Below are 17384 nucleotides of genomic sequence, written 5' to 3'. Positions count from 1 at the left end.
CAGGAGGATTCACATGCAGGCCATCCGCAATCGTTACCAATTGAACATGCCGAAACTGGGGCTGGGCACCTGGCCCATGCAGGGCGACGAATGCACCCGGGCGGTGCAGCAGGCCCTGGAGATCGGCTACCGGCATATCGACACCGCCACCGCCTACGAGAACGAAGCGGCCGTCGGCAAAGCGCTGGCGGCCACCGAAGTGGCGCGCGAGAAGATCCACCTGACCACCAAGGTCTGGTGGGACAAGCTGCAGCCGGACGCCATCCGCGCCTCGCTGGCCGAGAGCCTGCAGGCGCTGCGCAGCGAGTATGTCGACCTGTTCCTGATCCACTGGCCGGGCAACGCCGGCAGCCTGAAAGGCGATGACCTGCGTCGTGCCCTGGACACCCTGGCGGCGCTGCGTGACGAAGGCAAGACGCTGAACATCGGCGTCGCCAATTTTCCGTTGCCGCTGCTGCGCCAGAGCATCGAGGAATTCAAAGCCCCCATCGCCGCCATTCAGGTGGAGTACCACGTGCTGCTCGATCAGCAACCGCTGCTCGACTACGCCCGCGAACACAACCTGGCATTCACCGCCTATTGCCCGCTGGCCCGTGGCGAGGCCGCGCAGTTGCCGGAAATCCGCCAGATCGCCGCCAAGCACGGCGTGTTCCCCAGCCAGGTGGTGCTGCAGTGGCTGCTCGCCCAGGACAACGTGGCGGCGATCCCCAAGGCCAGCGGCGTGGAAAACCAGCGGGCCAACCTGGCCGCTCTGGACATCCGCCTCGACGACGAAGACCGCGCGCTGATCGCCGGCCTGCCCAAGGACCGCCGCCTGGTCAGCCCGGACTTCGCACCGCAGTGGTAAGCCGATAAGCAAAAGCCCCGCGTCTGCGGGGCTTTTACGTAGCCTGGGTCGAGCGGAGCGATACTCGAATCGCCTGGTGGAAGAAACAGCGTCTTCCACCCTACGAAACTTGCCTACGCCTTGCTCAGCGACTCCACGCCGACTTCGTCCCACAGCTCTTCGGCGAGGTGGAAGGTCGCGTTGGCTGCGGGAATACCGCAGTAGATCGCGCTTTGCATGATCACTTCCTTGAGTTCCTCTCGGGTCACGCCATTGTTCTTGGCGGCCTTGAGGTGCAGCTTCAGTTCACCCTCGCGGTTCATGCCGATCAGCATGGCGATGGTGATCAGGCTGCGGGTGTGACGTGGCAGCCCCGGGCGCGTCCAGATATCGCCCCAGGCATGCCGGGTGATCATTTCCTGGAATTCTTCGTTGAACGGCGTCAGCTTTTCCAGGCTGCGGTCGACGTGGGCATCACCCAGTACGGCGCGGCGCACCTGCATGCCGGCTTCGTAGCGTTGTTTCTCGTCCATCGGTAACTCCGGTCTCGTAGGGTGGATCGGGGCGCGTCGCTCATGCCCCATCGATCCAGTATTCAGGCTGGATCAGTCGCGGGCAGTCAGTTGGTGTGCAGAAAATCCAGCACACGCCGGGTGAACAACTCGCCTGCCTGCACGTTGGACAAGTGCGCGGCGTCGAACTCGACCAACTCGGCAGCGGCGATACGCTCCTGCATGAAGCGGCCGTGCTCCGGCGTGGTCACCGCATCGCCGGTGCCGCAGACGATCAGGGTCGGCGCGCTGATCGACGCGACCTGCTCGCGGAAGTCGGCGTCGCGTACCGCCGCACAGCTGGCCGCGTAGCCCTGAGGCAAGGTCTGCGCCAGCATGCTGACGATGGGGTCGACCTTCTCCGGGTGCTCGGCAGCGAACGGCGGGGTGAACCAGCGCTCGATGGAGGCATCGCGCAGATCGCGCATGGCCTTCTCGCCACCCTTGAGCACGGTGTCGATGCGGGTATTCCAGGCCTCGTCGCTGCCGATCTTCGCCGCCGTGTTACACAGCACCAGGCGCTGCAGACGCTCGCCTGCATGGATGCCCAGCCACTGGCCGATCAGGCCGCCCATGGACAGGCCGCAGAAATGCACCGTGTCGATGACCAGCGCGTCGAGCAGCGCGAGGACGTCGCGGCCGTTCTGTTCGATGCTGTAGAAGCCAGCGCTGACCAGCGACTGGCCATGGCCACGGGTGTCGTAGCGCAATACGCGAAAATGCTCGCTGAACGCCGGGATCTGCGCGTCCCACATGTGCAGGTTGGTGCCCAGGGAATTGGACAGCACCAGCACCGGCGCATCCGCCGGGCCGTCGAGTCGGTAGTTCAGGTCGCCATCGGCGAGGGATACCACAGGCATGACAATCTCCTAAATGATCTGCGAATTCAGTTCTCGGCTCTGCGCCACGGCACGCTCGACCCAACGGCGCGCCTGGCCCAGGTAATGGGCAGGATCGAGTAGGCGATCCAGTTCTTCTGCGGATAGCTGGGCAGTGACCTCGGCATTGGCGCCCAGCACTTCACGCAGATGAGCGCCCTCCTTCACCGCTTGTTTGCAGCACTGCTCGACCAGGTGATGAGCCGCATCGCGACCGATGCGTTGCGCCAGGGCGATACTCACCGCCTCGGCCAGCACCAGGCCACGGGTCAGGTCGAGGTTGCGGGCCATGCGCTCGGCATCCACTTCGAGCCCCGGCACCACCAGCATCGCTTGCTGCAAGGCACCGGACACCAGGCAGCAGAGCTCCGGCAGGGTCTCCCATTCGGCATGCCACAGGCCGAGGCTGCGCTCGTGCTCCTGAGGCATGGCCGCGAACATGGTGGCCACCAGGCCGGGCGCCCGGGTCGCGGCGCCGATCAGTACCGCAGCGCTGACCGGGTTACGCTTGTGCGGCATGGTCGAAGAGCCCCCCTTGCCCGGCGCAGAGGGCTCGAACAGCTCGCCGGCCTCGGTCTGCATCAGCAGGCTGAGATCACGGCCCAGCTTGCCCAGGCTGCCGGCGATCAGGCCGAGCAGGCTGGCGAATTCGACCAGGCGATCACGCTGGGTGTGCCAGGGCTGTTCCGGCAGATGCAGATCCAGCTCAAGCGCCAGGGCTTCGGCCACCGGCCAGGCCTTGTCGCCCAGCGCCGCCAGGCTGCCGGACGCACCACCGAACTGCAGGCACAGCAGGCGCGGTTTGATCTCTGCGAGACGCTGGCGATGGCGGTCGACCGCCCCCAGCCACCCGGCGATCTTCATACCCAAGGTTACCGGCGTGGCGTGCTGCAGCCAGGTGCGCCCGGCCATGGGGGTCGCGGCATGCCGCTCGGCCTGTTCGGCCAGCAGTCGGCTCAGGGCATCGAGGTCGCTCTCCAGCAATACGATGGCAGCGCGCAGCTGCAGCACCAGGCCGCTGTCCATGGCGTCCTGGCTGGTGGCCCCCAGGTGCAGGTAGCGTTCGGCCTCTTCACGCTGCGCGGCGATGCGCTTGCCCAGCGCCTTGACCAGCGGAATCGCCGAATTGCCCGCGCTGCCGATGGCGATGGCCAGGGCGTCGAAATCATAGAGCTCTGCCCGGCAGGCGGCTTCGATATCCGCCACCACGGCCGCAGGAATCACTCCCACCGCAGCCTCGGCCCGCGCCAGCGCCGCCTCGAAGTCGAGCATGCCCTGCACCCGGCCATGGTCGCTGAACACCTCGCGCATCGGCGTGCTGGTGAAATAGGCATCGAACAGTTGGCTGCAGGGCCTTGAACGCATACGGCTGGAACTCCGTGGTCAATGATCGTGGTGTAGGTAGCTGGCCTGGCGCGGCAGACGCAGGCTGACCAGGAAGGCCAGCACCATCATGCCCGACACGTACCAGTAGAAGGTCTGCTCCAGGCCGATGGACTTCAGGCCCAGGGCCACGTATTCGGCGGACCCACCGAACAGGGCATTGGCTACCGCGTAGGCCAGGCCGACGCCCAGGGCGCGTACTTCCGGCGGGAACATCTCGGCCTTAACCAGCCCGCTTATCGAGGTATACAGGCTGACGATGGCCAGGGCCACAATGATCAGCAGGAAGGCCACCACCGGATTGTGCACGGTCTGCAGCAGCGCCAGGATCGGCCAGGTGAAGATCGCCCCCAGGGCACCGAACCAGAGCATCGACGTACGCCGACCGATGCGGTCGGACAAGGCGCCGAACAGCGGCTGCATGATCATGAACAGAAACAGCGCAGCGGTCATGATGCCGCTGGCGGTCTTGGCGCTCATACCTGCCGAGTTGACCAGGTACTTCTGCATGTAGGTGGTGTAGGTGTAGAAGGCCAGGGTACCGCCCATGGTCAAACCGACCACGGTGAACAGCTCCTTGGGATGGCGCAGCAGGGTGCGCATGATGTTTTCCTTCGGCGCCTCGGTCTTCTTGAACGAGTCGGTCTCCTCCATGCCGCGACGCAGGTACATGGCCACCACCGCGCACAGCGCGCCGATCACGAAGGGTATGCGCCAGCCCCAGGCGCGCAGTTCGTCTTCACTGAGCAACTGCTGGAGTATCACGACCACCAGCACGGCCAGCAATTGCCCGCCGATCAGGGTGACGTACTGGAACGACGCGAAGAACCCGCGCTGCCCCTTGAGCGCCACTTCGCTCATGTAGGTCGCCGTGGTGCCGTACTCGCCGCCCACCGACAGCCCCTGGAACAGGCGCGCCAGCAACAGCAGCAACGGCGCAAGAGTGCCGATGCTGTCATAGGTCGGCATGCAGGCGATGGCCAGCGACCCCAGGCACATCATCAGCACGGAGATCATCATCGAGACCTTGCGTCCGTACCTGTCGGCAACCCGGCCGAACACCCAGCCGCCGATCGGCCGCATCAGAAAGCCGGCAGCGAACACGCCTGCGGTGTTGAGCAACTGCACGGTGGGGTCGTCGGAAGGAAAGAAGGCCGGCGCGAAGTAGATCGCGCAGAAGGCGTACACGTAGAAGTCGAACCACTCGACCAGGTTGCCCGAGGAGGCGCCGACAATGGCGAAGATGCGCTTGCGGCGCTCTTCCGGGCTGTAGTTCGGGGCTTCGTACACCGTGCTGTTATCAGAACTCATCATGGACACTCACTGGCAAGGAACGGGACGGTTCCCTACTTCGACTTACATGTAACCGAATGATTCGTCATTTTGGGTCACCCATCCTCACCAGGGCACGGGATCGTGGCCCGTGCCCTGGTGAGGACAAACGAAACTTCGAAGGTCGTCTTAGCAATAGAATTGACAGCTTGGTCATGATCGTGGGAACGGGCCATGCCCGCGAATCGGGCGCATGGCGCCCTCCCACAAAATGCACGGTCTGGGTCGCGGGCCGTAGGGTGGACGGCGCTTTATCCGTCCACCGCGTCGCAATCGCACCGGTGGACAAAAAGAGCGTTGTCCACCCTACGACAGGCCGCTTCGTCACCATGCAAACAGCCCGTTAAACCCGCTCGACCGCCAATGCCAGCCCCTGGCCCACCCCCACGCACATGGTCGCCAGACCGAGCTTGCCGCCGGTCTTTTCCAGGTGGTGAACGGCAGTCAGCACCAGGCGGTTGCCGCTCATGCCCAGGGGGTGGCCGAGGGCGATGGCGCCGCCATTCGGGTTGACCCTAGGGCTGTCGTCCGCCAGGCCGAGGTCACGGGTGACCGCCAGCCCCTGGGCGGCGAATGCCTCGTTCAGCTCGATCACGTCGAAGGCATCGATATCGAGGTTCAGGCGGCTCAGCAACTTGCGTACCGCCGGTACCGGGCCGACACCCATGACCCGAGGGGCCACGCCACCGCTGGCCATGCCAAGCACCTTGGCGCGGGCCTTGAGGCCATGTTTCTGCACCGCTTCGGCAGACGCCAGGATCATCGCCGACGCCCCGTCGTTGAGGCCCGAGGCGTTGCCTGCAGTTACCGTCTTGTCCGGACCGTTGACCGGCTTGAGCTTGGCCAGCGCCTCGGCGGTGGTGTCGGCGCGGGGATGTTCGTCGGTGTCGACGATGCTCTCGCCCTTCTTGGTCTTGATCACCACCGGGACGATTTCCTCGGCGTAGTAACCGCTTTGCTGCGCCACCGCCGCGCGCTGCTGGCTGCGCAGACCGAAGGCGTCCTGGTCGGCACGGCTGACGCCGTAGTCCTCGGCCACGTTGTCACCGGTCACCGGCATCGGGTCGACGCCGTAGCGCTCCTTCATCGCGGGATTGACGAAACGCCAGCCCAGGGTGGTGTCTTCCAGCTTCTGGCCACGCCCAAAGGCGCTGTCGGCCTTGCCCAGCACGTACGGCGCGCGGGTCATCGACTCGACGCCGGCAGCGATGGCCAGTTCCATTTCGCCGGAAGCGATGGCTCGGAAGGCAGCGCCCACCGCTTCCATGCCCGAGGCGCAGAGGCGGTTGAGGGTCACGCCCGGCACCGTCTCCGGCAGGCCAGCGAGCAGCAGCGCCATGCGGGCGACGTTGCGGTTGTCCTCGCCGGACTGATTGGCGCAGCCCATGAACACTTCATCGACCGCCGACCAGTCGACCTGCGGGTTACGTTCGATCAACGCCTTCAGCGGAATCGCCGCCAGGTCGTCGGCGCGTACCGCGGACAGGCCGCCATTGAGCCGACCGATCGGCGTACGCACCGCATCGCAAATGAATACGTCGCGAGTCATTCGTCACTCCCCTTCTGCCCATGGGCAGCGGCGGTGCGTGCTTCCAGATCACGCAGCGCAGCCAGTTCTTCGGCCTTCGGCGCTTCGGTGGTGGTCACCTTGTCGGCGAAACGGATCTGCCAGCCGGTGTTCTCGACCACCTGTTCGCGGGTCACGCCCGGATGCAGGGAGGTGACGATGAATTCGTTGCTGCCGGCTTCCGGCTCCATGATGCACAGGTCGGTGATGATCGCTACCGGGCCATCACCTGGCAGGCCGAGACGCTTGCGGTGATCGCCACCTTCGCCATGGCCCACCGAGGTGATGAACGCCAGCTTGTCGACGAAGGTGCGATGCCCCTGCTTGAGGATGATCAGCACCTTCTTGGCGCTGCCAGCGATCTCCGGCGCGCCACCGGCACCCGGCAGACGCACTTTCGGCGCATGGTAATCACCGATCACCGTGGTGTTGATGTTGCCGAACTTGTCGACCTGGGCGGCACCGAGGAAGCCGACATCGATACGCCCGCCCTGCAACCAGTAGCGAAAGATCTCGCCGGTCGGCACCACGGTATCGGCAGTCTCGGCCAGCTCGCCGTCACCGATGGACAGCGGCAGCACGGTGGGCTTGGCGCCGATCGGGCCGGATTCGTAGATCAGTACCACTTCCGGGGCATGGGTCAGGCGCGCCAGGTTGGCCGCCTTGGAGGGCAAACCGATGCCGACGAAGCACACGCTGCCATTGCCAAGGCGGCGCGCAGCGGCCACGGTCATCATCTCATTGGTGTTGAAGTCGCTCATCACTTGGCCTCCCCGTTAACCTTCGCCTGGTACTGCGCAAAATCCTCGGTACCACGGATGTATTCATCGATCCAGGCAGTGAAGGTTTCACGGTCGCGGGCGATGGGGTCCCAGGCCTGATAGAAGCGGTTGTCGCGCTCGTAATAGCCATGGGCATAGGATGGATGAGCACCGCCAGGCACCACGCAGACCGCGGTCAGTGCCCAGCTCGGCAGCACGCAGGCGTTCATCGGCGCCTGCAGGTCGTCGACGATTTCCTCGACGGTGACGATGCAGCGCTTGGCAGCCAGGGCGGCCTCCTTCTGCACACCGAGAATGCCCTGGATCAGCACGTTGCCCTTGCGGTCGGCCTTCTGGGCGTGGATGACGGTGACGTCAGGACGCACGCTCGGCACGGTAGCCAGGCTCTCGCCGGTGTACGGGCAGTCGATGAATTTGATTTCCGGGTTGACCTTGACCAGGTCCGAGCCCTGATAACCGCGCAGCACGGCGAACGGCAGGTTGGACGCGCCGGCGACATAGGCGTTGGCCATCGCGGCGTGGCTGTGCTCGCTGATTTCCAGCTTGTGCGGCCAATGCTTCTCGACCGCGTCGCGCAGACGGTGCAGGGAGCCGACACCGGGGTTGCCACCCCAGGAGAAGATCAGACGCTTGGCGCAACCCGCACCGATCAGCAGGTCATAGACCAGATCCGGGGTCATGCGCACCAGGGTCAGGTCTTTCTTGCCCTGACGGATCAGTTCATGGGAAGCCGCAGTGGGAATCAGATGGGTGAAGCCTTCGAGGGCGATGGTGTCACCATCGTGAACGAAGCGCTCGACCGCCTCGCGCAGGGAGAGAATTTCAGCCATGGTCGTTCTCGTCTTATTGCTCTGGAAACCGTGGGGCGGCTATTGCGCCGTATGCGCACAAGGTACCCACCCCATAGCCTGCTAACAATCCGATAATCGATTAGAGGTTCGATAATCGAACGATACTTGAACCTGTCGGCCTGCCCCTCCAGGCACTACAGGGCTCAGCGATTGCGCTTGTAGGTCTGCGACGGCAACTCGCCAAAACTGCGCCGGTAGCATTCGGCAAAACGCCCAAGGTGCAGGAAGCCATGGTCGAGGGCGATTTCGGTGACGCTGCGCACCGTGCAGGCCGGATCGAGCAATTGTGCGTGAATGCGCTCGAGCTTGCGCTGGCGAATGTAGTCCTTGGGCGTGATGCCGGCATGCCGCTCGAACAGCGCATACAGCGAGCGCTCGCTGACCCGGGCGACGGCCAGCAACTGATCGACGCCGATGTCCTGGGTCAGATGCCGTTCGATGTAATCCACCACCTGTTCGAACGACGAGGCATGGCTCTGGGGCTGCACGCGCTGCACGTTGTTGCCCAGCAACGCCAGCAGCTTGCTGGCCACGATGCGCACGTAGTGCTCCTGGACCTGAGGCAGGCTGGCCGTGGCTTCGGCCTCCCCGCAGATCAGCCCGAGCAGGCCGGCGAAGCCTTCCAGCCCAGCCATGTCATGCCGCGCCGCCGTGAAGCGGATGCCACCTTCCGGCAACATCCAGCGTTGTTCCAGGCAGGTGTTCTCGAACAGGCTGACCGGCAGCTTGACGATGAACTTCTCGCAGTCCGCCGAGTAGGTGAGATCCACCGGGTCGTCCGGATTGATCAGCAGCAACTCCCCCGGTACATAGAAATGCTCCAGGTCGCGGCACTGCGAGCGACAGTGTCCCTTGAGGAGGATCTGCAGGTGGTAGATGGTCTCCAGCGCCGGCGAGGTGACCCGCACGCTGCCGCCGTAGCTGATACGGCACAGGTCGAGGCTGGAGAACTTGCGATGCTTGAGGCTCGCCTCGGGAAAGCCGCTGTTGGGCAGGCGTATGCAATGGGCGCCCACGTGCTGGTTGACGTAATCCGATACCGCATAGGGATCGGCGCGCAGGAACACGCTGCTGCGTTCGCTCAGCAATGAATTGCTCATCATCAGGCCTCTTTGTTTTTCTTATAGGGCCGAATCGCCAGTGACGGGCAATCCGCTAGCCACCCGGCGATTCTAACCACCCCTTGCACCGCAATACGGCGGCGTGACAAAGGGTTACATCTGCGTCTGCCAGGCAACCGGCCGCACATGGCTACTGCACGGGCAGCGACGCGTCCAGGGGCGCCTGCCCGGCGAGCGCCTGACGACGATGGATGAACAGCATCATCGCCAGGGCCGCGACGGCCCCAGGCGCCGCGAACACCAGAAAATTCAAGGCCAGCGGCAGCTGCGCGGCGAGTAATGCGCCACCCAGGAGCGGCCCGATGATCGCGCCGGTCCGACCGATACCCATCGCCCAGCCCAAGCCGGTCGAACGGACCTGTGCCGGGTAGAACTGTACGGCACAGGCATTGGCGAGAATCTGCGTGCCGATGGTGCCCGCTCCGGCGAGGGCGACCAACAGATACAGCACTGCAGCGGGGCTTTTCAGCCCCAGCAGGGCGATGGCCAACGCAGCCATGGCGAAAAAGGCGACCAGCACCCTGTCGAGCCCGAAGCGATCGCCCAGCCAGCCGCCAGCAATGGCGCCGATGATCGCTCCGAGGTTGAGTACCAGTAGAAACGCGAGGCTGGAACCAAGCCCGTAGCCGGCCGTGCTCATCAGTTTCGGCAGCCAGGAATTGAGCGCGTAGACCATCAGCAGGCAACAGAAGAACGCCATCCAGAGCATCAGCGTGCAAAGCGTGCGCTTGCCGTGGAACAACTGCGACACGCCGACACTGGCGACCTTGCCGGAGGCGATGCTGAAACGGTCACCCGGCTGCGGGCGATAACGTGGCTCGACCGCGTGCAGCAGGTCGCCGGCCCGCCCTTCGGCACCACCCGACCCGAGAAGAAAACTCACCGACTCGGGCAACTGACGCATCGCCAGTGGCAACAGCAGCAAAGGCAGCACGGCGACGAAGAACACCGACGACCATCCGAATGCCGGTATCAACACAATGCCCAGGCCGGCCGAGAGCATGCCGCCGACCGAGTAGCCACTGAACATGATCGCCACCAGCAGGCCACGGCTGCGCTTGGGCGCGTACTCGTTCATCAGCGCCACCACATTGGGCATCACCCCGCCGATACCGAGACCGGCGATGAAACGGCAGGCAGCGAACTCCCCGGGATTGCGCGCCAGCCCATTGAGCACGGTGAACAGGCTGAAAAGGATCACGCAGCAGGCGATGACCTTGCGCCGGCCGATCCTGTCGGACAGCGAGCCGAAGAACAACGCCCCGAACATCATGCCGAACAGCGCATAACTGCCCAGCGCCCCGGCCTGCAGCGGGGTCAGCCCCCACTCCTGCATCAGCACCGGCAGCACCACGCCGTAGATGACCAGGTCGTAACCGTCGAAGACGATGATCAGCGCGCACCAGAACAGCACGCGCCAATGGAAAGCATTGAATCTCGCCTCGTCGAGCAAGACATTCACATCGATGGTGCGCATGCTATCGATCTCTTTATCGTTGTCCCGAACGTCACGCTCGCCTATGCGCGCCGCTGACTGCGCGAATGGCCAGCCCTGCACCACAGGTCCCGCCGCCAGGCTCAGGCGCTGGTCGTGCTGGGCCAGCCCAGCAGGCGCTGTGCCCGGGCCACGTCGGCGTCCTGGTCGTGGTTCCACAACCAGGCGAAACGGCTTTCCAGGGCGGCCGCCATGGCTTCCTCGTTGGCGCCGATCTGCGGGTCGCGCCATTCATACAACTGCCCCGCTTCCCACGACGTGCGCTGCACCCGGCAAGCCCGCGGCCGACGCACACGGTCGTATACGGCGAGCAGCTCGGGTACCTGCCCGGCAGCGAGGCGCGAATCGCTCAATAGCTGGGCCAGGAAATAGGCATCCTCCAGGCCCTGGCCCGCCCCGGCCCCCTGGTGCGGCAGCATGGCGTGCGCCGCATCGCCGATCAGGGCCACGCGGCCATGGGCATACCCGGACAGCTCCGGCAGGTCGTGCAACGCCCAGCAGGTTGGTGCGGCGATGCACTCCAGCAGCGTACGGGCGGCGGCGCCCCAGCCGGAGAAGTCCTGCAGCATCTGCCGCTGGCTGGCCTCACGCACCCAGGCCTGATCCTGCGGCCATCGTGGTGCGGGAGAACGGCGATCGGAAACGAACGCCACCACGTTGATGATGCGACCGCGCTTCACCGGGAAGGTCAGGATGTGGCGGTCCAGCCCCAGGTACATCTGCGGCACGTCCACCAGGTGCTCGTCCACGCCGTTGGCGCGCAACGCTTCGCGCAAACGCTGGCTATCGATCATCCCGCGGTAGGCGCAGGTGCCACTGAAACGCGGTCCGCGGTCCGCCTCGCCCAACCCGGCCAATACGTGCCCACGCAGGGCGGACTTGATGCCATCGGCGCCGAACAGCACGTCGCCCTGGTAGGAACTGCCATCGGTAAACTGCACGCACACGCCGTCGGCGCGCTGTTCGACAGCTGCAGCGCGTTTGCCGAAATGCGCCAAGCCTGGCGGCAGGCAGGCGGCCAGTGCATCGAGAAAGTCCGCACGGTGCACCGAAGACTGCCCGACGCCCGGCGCCACACTGGCACCCAGGTAACCGGCATCGTGGCCCCGCCGCCATTCGAACCACACATCCTGCCAGGGCTGCGGCGTACGGTCAGCCATCTGGTGGTAGGCCTCGGCCAGGCCAAGTCCGGTGATCGCCCGTACCGCATTGGCGCCGAACGACACCCCGGCGCCGACTTCCCCGAATGCCGCCGCCGACTCGAACAGGTCGACCTGCAGGTGAGCGTGGCGGCACAGCCCGAGGGCCAGGCCGACACCGGCAATGCCCCCGCCAACGATACCGATGCGCAGGGGACGCGCTTGTGTGAGGTTATTCATGACTGCTCTCCACTCCGTTATTGCATCGAGGCGCAGCGGCGGCAGCGACGAAAAAACAGTCGTCCCCCGGCTGTCAGCGGACGCCGGTCACGGGCCTGCCTCACCGCTGCGCGACCTGACACGCCAGTTGTTCGAGGCGCCCCTCAGACCTCCAGCGCGCGCACCCGCTCGTGGCGTCGCTGGGCCCTGGGCTCGGCGGTGGATTGCAAGGTGAAATCGAACTCGAACTCGATCTCGGCGAAGCGCCCCTCGACCCCATGGGCCCTGGCACGCAGCGCATCGTCGTGGAAATCGATCTTGGCGATCAGCTCATCGCGGGTGGCGTAGGCGAAGTCGTCATGCAGGTACCGGTCGCCATCCAGGTTGATTTGGGTGGTCAGGTGACGATGGCCCGGCGCCGAGATGAAGAAATGCACGTGTGCCGGACGCTGGCCATGGCGGCCGAGCTGGTCGAGCAATTGCTGGGTGGGGCCGTCGGGCGGGCAGCCATAGCCGGACGGCACGATGCTGCGGAAACGATAGCGGCCCTCGGCGTCGGTCTCGATACGGCGGCGCAGGTTGAACTCTGATTGCGCCGGGTCGAAGTAGGAATAGGTGCCGCCCGTGTTGGCGTGCCAGACATCGACGATGGCGCCGGCCAGCGGTTTGCCGTCGGTGTCGAACACCCGCCCCTGCATGAACAAAGGCGTACCGGCATCCTGGCCGTCGTCCAGACGGGCTTCGCCCTTGCTCAGCGGCGCGCCGGCGACATACAGCGGCCCCTCGATGGTGCGCGGCGTGCCGCCGGTGCGACCGGCCTCTTCGTCCTCGGCGTCCATCAGCATGTCGAGGTAATGCTCGATGCCCAGGCCGGCGACCACCAGGCCGGCCTCCTGGCGGCTGCCGAGTTCGTTGAGGTAGTTCACCGCCTTCCAGAATTCTTCCGGGGTGATCTGCAGATCCTCGATAAGCTTCGCGGTGTCGTTGAGCAGGCGGTGAATCACCGTCTTCATCCGCGCGCTGCCCTGGTCGTTGCCGAAACCACTGGCCTCTTCGAAGAACTTCTGCACATCCACGGTCTGGGCGATACGTACGGTCATGGTCTTTTCCTCATCTTGTTTTTGTCTTGAAGGCAGTAGGCAGGCGAATCAGCGATCGTCGTCATGGATCGAGGACGGGTGACGGCACAGCGCCATGACCTCGATCTCCATGTAGGGGTACAGCGGCAGCCGCATCAGCGTGTCATGCAGGGCCTGGGCATCGGCCACGTCGAACACGCTGACGTTGGCGTACAGCCCGGCGATGCGCCACAGGTGGCGCCAGGTACCCTCGCGCTGCAGGCGCTGGGCCAGCTGTTTTTCATCGGCCTTCAGGCGCTCGGCCTGCTCGGCCGGCATGTCGGCGGGCAGTTTTACGGTCATGCGCACGTGGAACAGCATGGCAACGTCCTTTCGGTAGGCATCAACGACGGCGGAAGTGCTGCAGACGCTCCTCATCGAGCGTCACACCCAGGCCGGGAGTGGTCGGAATCTTCAGTTCGAAATCGCGGTACACCGGTACGTCGACGAGGATGTCCTCGGTCAGCAGCAATGGGCCGAACAGCTCGCTGTGCCACTCCAGCCTGGCCAGGGTGGAGAAGGCGTGAGCAGAGGCCAGGGTACCGACGCTGCCTTCGAGCATGGTGCCGCCGTACAGGCCGATACCGGCCGCCTCGGCGATATGGGCACTGCGCAGCACGGCACGCGGGCCACCATTCTTGGCGATCTTCAGGGCGAACACCGGCGCGGAACCGGCACGGGCCAGATTGAAGCTGTCCTCGACGCTTTCGATGGCTTCGTCGGCCATTATCGGTACCGGGCTACGGGCGCTGACGCGCGCCTGGGCCTGTACGTCATGGCGGGCGATAGGCTGTTCGATCAGGTCCACACCGGCATCGCCCAGCGCCTGGCAGGCACGCAGGGCAACCGCTTCGCTCCAGGCCTGGTTGACGTCGACCCGCACACTGGCGCGCTCGCCCAGTGCACGCTTGATCGCTGCCACGTGGGCAATGTCTTGGGCGGCATCGCGGCTGCCGATCTTCAACTTGAAGAGCCGATGGCGACGCAGGTCGAGCATGCGCTCGGCCTCTTCGATGTCCCTGGCGGTATCGCCGCTGGCCAGTGTCCAGGCAACCTCCAGCCCGTCGCGCACGCGGCCGCCCAGCAGCTCGGCGACCGGCAGGCCGAGGCGCTTGCCCTGGGCATCGAGCAGCGCGGTTTCCAGCGCCGAGCGGGCGAAGGTATTGCCGCGCACGGCACGATCGATACGCTGCATCGTCGCGTTGATGTTGCCGGCCGGCTGGCCGATCAGCAGCGGCGCAAAATAGCTGTCGAGATTGGTCTTGATACTTTCCGGGCTTTCCCCGGCATAGGCCAGGCCACCGATGGTGGTCGCCTCGCCGATACCCTCGATGCCATCGCTGCAGCGCAGGCGCAGGATCACCAGGGTCTGCCGCTGCAGGGTGTGCATCGCCAGCTTGTGGGGGCGGATGGTCGGCAGGTCGACGATCAGGGTGTCGAGGCGCTCGATCAGGGGCACGCTCATTGCAGGTGCCCCGTGGGCTGGATAGAACGGCTGGCCCAGGGCAGCACCGCGCTCACCTGGCCGGCCGGGCATGGGAAATAAGCGCAGGAACACAGGAGGCGAGTCATCGCGAGCATATCCTTCAGGTTTTATTTTTGTTCGGGCACAGATTGACCTCAGCAAATGAGCCAGTCCAATATTGAATCGGTCTGGTTTCATACCCTGGAGGTATCATGGAGCTGCGCCACCTGCGCTACTTCCGCGTGCTGGCTGAAACCCTCAACTTCACCCGCGCGGCTGAGCGCCTGCACATCGCCCAGCCACCACTGAGCCGGCAGATCCAGCAACTGGAGGACGAACTGGGGGTCGCGCTGATCGAGCGCGGTCGCCCGTTGCGCCTCACCGAAGCCGGGCGTTTCTTCCATGAGCACTCCGTGCAGTTGCTCGAGCAGCTCGGTCGCGTCAGCGAAGACACGCGACGAATCGCCGAAGGGCAAAGACGCTGGCTGGGCATCGGCTTCGCCCCCTCCACCCTGTATGGCGCATTGCCGGAGCTGATCCGTCAGTTGCGCAGCGAGGCGGCCATCGAGCTGGGGCTGTCCGAGCTGATCACCCTGCAGCAGGTGGAAGCGCTCAAACGTGGGCGTATCGATATCGGTTTCGGGCGCATCCATATCGACGACCCGGCCATTGTCCAGGAAGTGATTCGTGAAGACCCTCTGGTCGCCGCCCTGCCCGCCGGCCATCGGCTGTTGGCCGCTCCCGCATCCCTGGAAGACCTGGCCCGTGAACCTTTCGTGCTCTATCCGGGTACCCCGAGGCCCAGCTATGCCGACCATGTGCTCGGGCTGTTCGCGCGCAACGGCTTGAAGATTCGCGTGGCACAGATGACCAATGAACTGCAGACCGCCATCGGCCTGGTGGCAGCCGGTATCGGCATCACCCTGGTGCCCGCCTCGGTACAACGCCTGCACCGCGACGATATCGGCTACACGCCCCTGCTCGATGCCAATGCCACCTCGCCGATCGTCATCAGTTACCGCAAGGACGATGAGTCACCGCTGCTCAGGCGTTGCCTGAATCTGGTCAAGAACCTCGATCTCGACTAAGCCGCTATCTGGTTTGCCTGCCGAGTCCGTGAAGCGGGCCTCTCCCTCGACGAGACGTCACACGCAATCACAGCAAAAAGGCGGAAGCCGCCGTAGGGTGGATGACGCTCTTTTCATCCACCATCGCGATCGCAGAGCGGTGGACGGATGAAGCGCCGTCCACCCTACGAATGTCCGCTAGCGCCCCATGGCCGCCGCCCCATATATTCGCCAAGATCGCGGACAGGTGCTCAGAGCAGCGTCCAGGTGTAGCTGACGATCAGCCGGTTCTCGTCGATATCGCTGCGGTAGTTCGAACGCGCCTCGACGTTGCGCACGCGCACGCCCAGCCCCTTGAGCGAACCGCTCTGCACGACATAGGCGATATCCACATCGCGCTCGCGATCCTTGCCTTCGTAGCCCAGGCCGGTGTCGACGTTGTTGCCACGAATGTACCGCACGGTGGTGGTCAGGCCCGGTACGCCGAGGGCCGCGAAGTCATAGTCGTAGCGAGCCTGCCAGGAACGCTCGTCGGTGTAGGCGAACTCGTAGGTCGGCACCTCGTTGCCCAGCGGGGTGACGTTGGCGAAGACCCGTGGAAACGGATTGCCGCCGAACATCGCCTGATAGCCGACATAGAAGGTATGCCCATCGTACTTGGCCGACAGCAGCGAATAGAACGCCTGGTTGTCGATATCACCCAGCAAGCGGTCGCCGTCTTCGCGGCTGTCGAAGTAACCCAGGGTGGCGCCCAGTGCCCAGGCGCCCAGCGGCTCGCTATGCTTGAGGCCGATAAAACGCTGGCTGTAGATATCCTCCAGCTGCGCGTACCAGAGGCTGGCGGTGGTACGTTTATCGTTGAGCGCGTAGTCGACACCCAGGTAGTTGAAGGCATCGCTGCTGACCTGGCGCTGCGGCACATGGCCGAGCATGGCCTGCAGCTTGTCGTCGCCTGCTTCGTTGCGCAGGCTGGTAGAGCGCAGATGGCCGCCCTGCAGCGTCAGCCCGTCGATCTCCCGGGACAGCAGCGAGGCGCCCTGATAGCTCGGCGGCAACAGGCGGATATCGCTGAAGGTCAGTACCGGCAGGTTCGGCTGCAGCTCGCCGACACGCAGTTCGGTCTGCGAATGGCGCGCCTTCAGCGCCACGCCAAGGCGACTGTATTCATCGGCGGCCTCGCCATTGTCGCGTACCGGTAGCAACCCGGTATTGGCCCGATCACGGCTGCTGTCGAGCTTGATGCCAAGCAGCCCCTGCGCGTCCAGGCCAAAGCCGAGCACGCCCGGCGTATAACCGGACTTGAAATCGAGGATGAAGCCCTGGGCCCACTCTTCGGCCCTGGACTGTCGGTTGGCGCCGACGATGTCGGAAAAGTCTCGACTGAAGTAGTAATTGCGCGCCTGCAGGGTGGCGCTGGCGCCTTCGACGAATCCCTCGTTCGCCGCCTGTACGGCAACCGGCAGACTCAGAACGCTCAGGGAAAACAGGGACCGGGTAATCGGATGCTGGCTCATGGTCGTGTGCTCTTGTTGTTATTTCACGGGTACAGCGGCACTCCCGCCGACATGCAGCGCAAGGTTGGGAGATAGC

At 64.7% G+C, this 17384-nt stretch carries 16 protein-coding genes; 2 read left to right on the top strand and 14 right to left on the bottom strand.

Annotation, left to right across the window (positions count from 1 at the left end; all coding sequences use genetic code 11):
- Positions 1 to 13 precede the first annotated feature (13 nt).
- Positions 14 to 847, top strand: coding sequence for an aldo/keto reductase (locus tag BLR94_RS03880; protein ID WP_084303166.1), 834 nt, complete (start codon positions 14 to 16; stop codon positions 845 to 847).
- A 113-nt stretch (positions 848 to 960) separates the two neighbouring features.
- Here the strand turns inward: BLR94_RS03880 and pcaC are convergent, their stop codons facing one another.
- From pcaC to BLR94_RS03815, 13 genes are all read right to left on the bottom strand, one after another.
- Positions 961 to 1359, bottom strand: a complete 399-nt coding sequence (gene pcaC / locus BLR94_RS03875) for a 4-carboxymuconolactone decarboxylase (protein WP_084303167.1) — start codon at positions 1357 to 1359, stop codon at positions 961 to 963.
- An 86-nt stretch (positions 1360 to 1445) separates the two neighbouring features.
- The gene (gene pcaD, locus BLR94_RS03870) at positions 1446 to 2237 is read right to left on the bottom strand and encodes a 3-oxoadipate enol-lactonase (RefSeq protein WP_084303168.1); all 792 of its coding nucleotides are present in this window, start codon (positions 2235 to 2237) and stop codon (positions 1446 to 1448) included.
- Between the two features lie 9 nt (positions 2238 to 2246).
- The gene (locus BLR94_RS03865; RefSeq protein ID WP_084303169.1) at positions 2247 to 3620 is read right to left on the bottom strand and encodes a 3-carboxy-cis,cis-muconate cycloisomerase; all 1374 of its coding nucleotides are present in this window, start codon (positions 3618 to 3620) and stop codon (positions 2247 to 2249) included.
- Positions 3621 to 3638: 18 nt separating this feature from the next.
- Positions 3639 to 4949 carry an MFS family transporter gene (locus BLR94_RS03860; RefSeq protein ID WP_090423652.1) on the bottom strand — a complete coding sequence of 437 codons (1311 nt, stop codon included), beginning with the start codon at positions 4947 to 4949 and terminating at the stop codon, positions 3639 to 3641.
- Between the two features lie 364 nt (positions 4950 to 5313).
- Positions 5314 to 6519 carry a 3-oxoadipyl-CoA thiolase gene (gene pcaF / locus BLR94_RS03855; protein ID WP_084303171.1) on the bottom strand — a complete coding sequence of 402 codons (1206 nt, stop codon included), beginning with the start codon at positions 6517 to 6519 and terminating at the stop codon, positions 5314 to 5316.
- Positions 6516 to 7298 (bottom strand): CoA-transferase subunit beta, encoded by a 783-nt coding sequence (locus BLR94_RS03850; RefSeq protein ID WP_084303172.1) that lies wholly within the window; start codon positions 7296 to 7298, stop codon positions 6516 to 6518. Before BLR94_RS03850 ends, pcaF begins: the two co-directional genes overlap by 4 nt.
- Complete coding sequence (locus BLR94_RS03845) at positions 7298 to 8149, bottom strand: CoA transferase subunit A (protein WP_084303173.1); 852 nt, start codon at positions 8147 to 8149, stop codon at positions 7298 to 7300. Before BLR94_RS03845 ends, BLR94_RS03850 begins: the two co-directional genes overlap by 1 nt.
- Before the next feature lie 164 nt (positions 8150 to 8313).
- The gene (locus tag BLR94_RS03840; RefSeq protein ID WP_084303174.1) at positions 8314 to 9270 is read right to left on the bottom strand and encodes an AraC family transcriptional regulator; all 957 of its coding nucleotides are present in this window, start codon (positions 9268 to 9270) and stop codon (positions 8314 to 8316) included.
- 151 nt (positions 9271 to 9421) lie between these two features.
- Positions 9422 to 10768: an MFS transporter gene (locus BLR94_RS03835; protein ID WP_084303175.1), complete on the bottom strand. Its 1347-nt coding sequence runs from the start codon at positions 10766 to 10768 to the stop codon at positions 9422 to 9424.
- A 101-nt stretch (positions 10769 to 10869) separates the two neighbouring features.
- Positions 10870 to 12165 carry a salicylate 1-monooxygenase gene (gene salA, locus BLR94_RS03830; RefSeq protein ID WP_084303176.1) on the bottom strand — a complete coding sequence of 432 codons (1296 nt, stop codon included), beginning with the start codon at positions 12163 to 12165 and terminating at the stop codon, positions 10870 to 10872.
- A gap of 143 nt (positions 12166 to 12308) precedes the next feature.
- Positions 12309 to 13244, bottom strand: a complete 936-nt coding sequence (catA, locus tag BLR94_RS03825) for a catechol 1,2-dioxygenase (protein WP_090423650.1) — start codon at positions 13242 to 13244, stop codon at positions 12309 to 12311.
- Between the two features lie 48 nt (positions 13245 to 13292).
- Positions 13293 to 13583: a muconolactone Delta-isomerase gene (gene catC, locus BLR94_RS03820; protein ID WP_084303178.1), complete on the bottom strand. Its 291-nt coding sequence runs from the start codon at positions 13581 to 13583 to the stop codon at positions 13293 to 13295.
- Positions 13584 to 13605: 22 nt separating this feature from the next.
- Positions 13606 to 14727: a muconate cycloisomerase family protein gene (locus BLR94_RS03815; RefSeq protein WP_084303179.1), complete on the bottom strand. Its 1122-nt coding sequence runs from the start codon at positions 14725 to 14727 to the stop codon at positions 13606 to 13608.
- A 212-nt stretch (positions 14728 to 14939) separates the two neighbouring features.
- Between BLR94_RS03815 and BLR94_RS03810 the strand changes: the two genes are divergently transcribed.
- Positions 14940 to 15815: a LysR family transcriptional regulator gene (locus BLR94_RS03810; RefSeq protein WP_084303180.1), complete on the top strand. Its 876-nt coding sequence runs from the start codon at positions 14940 to 14942 to the stop codon at positions 15813 to 15815.
- A 230-nt stretch (positions 15816 to 16045) separates the two neighbouring features.
- Here the strand turns inward: BLR94_RS03810 and BLR94_RS03805 are convergent, their stop codons facing one another.
- Positions 16046 to 17308, bottom strand: coding sequence for an OprD family porin (locus BLR94_RS03805; protein WP_084303181.1), 1263 nt, complete (start codon positions 17306 to 17308; stop codon positions 16046 to 16048).
- Positions 17309 to 17384: the final 76 nt, after the last annotated feature.

Origin of the sequence: Phytopseudomonas flavescens (genome assembly GCF_900100535.1) — a bacterium.
Taxonomy (GTDB): Bacteria; Pseudomonadota; Gammaproteobacteria; order Pseudomonadales; family Pseudomonadaceae; genus Aquipseudomonas; species Aquipseudomonas flavescens.
The sequence above is the reverse complement of the archived record's forward strand: the minus strand, read 5'-3'. Positions and strand labels throughout refer to the sequence as shown.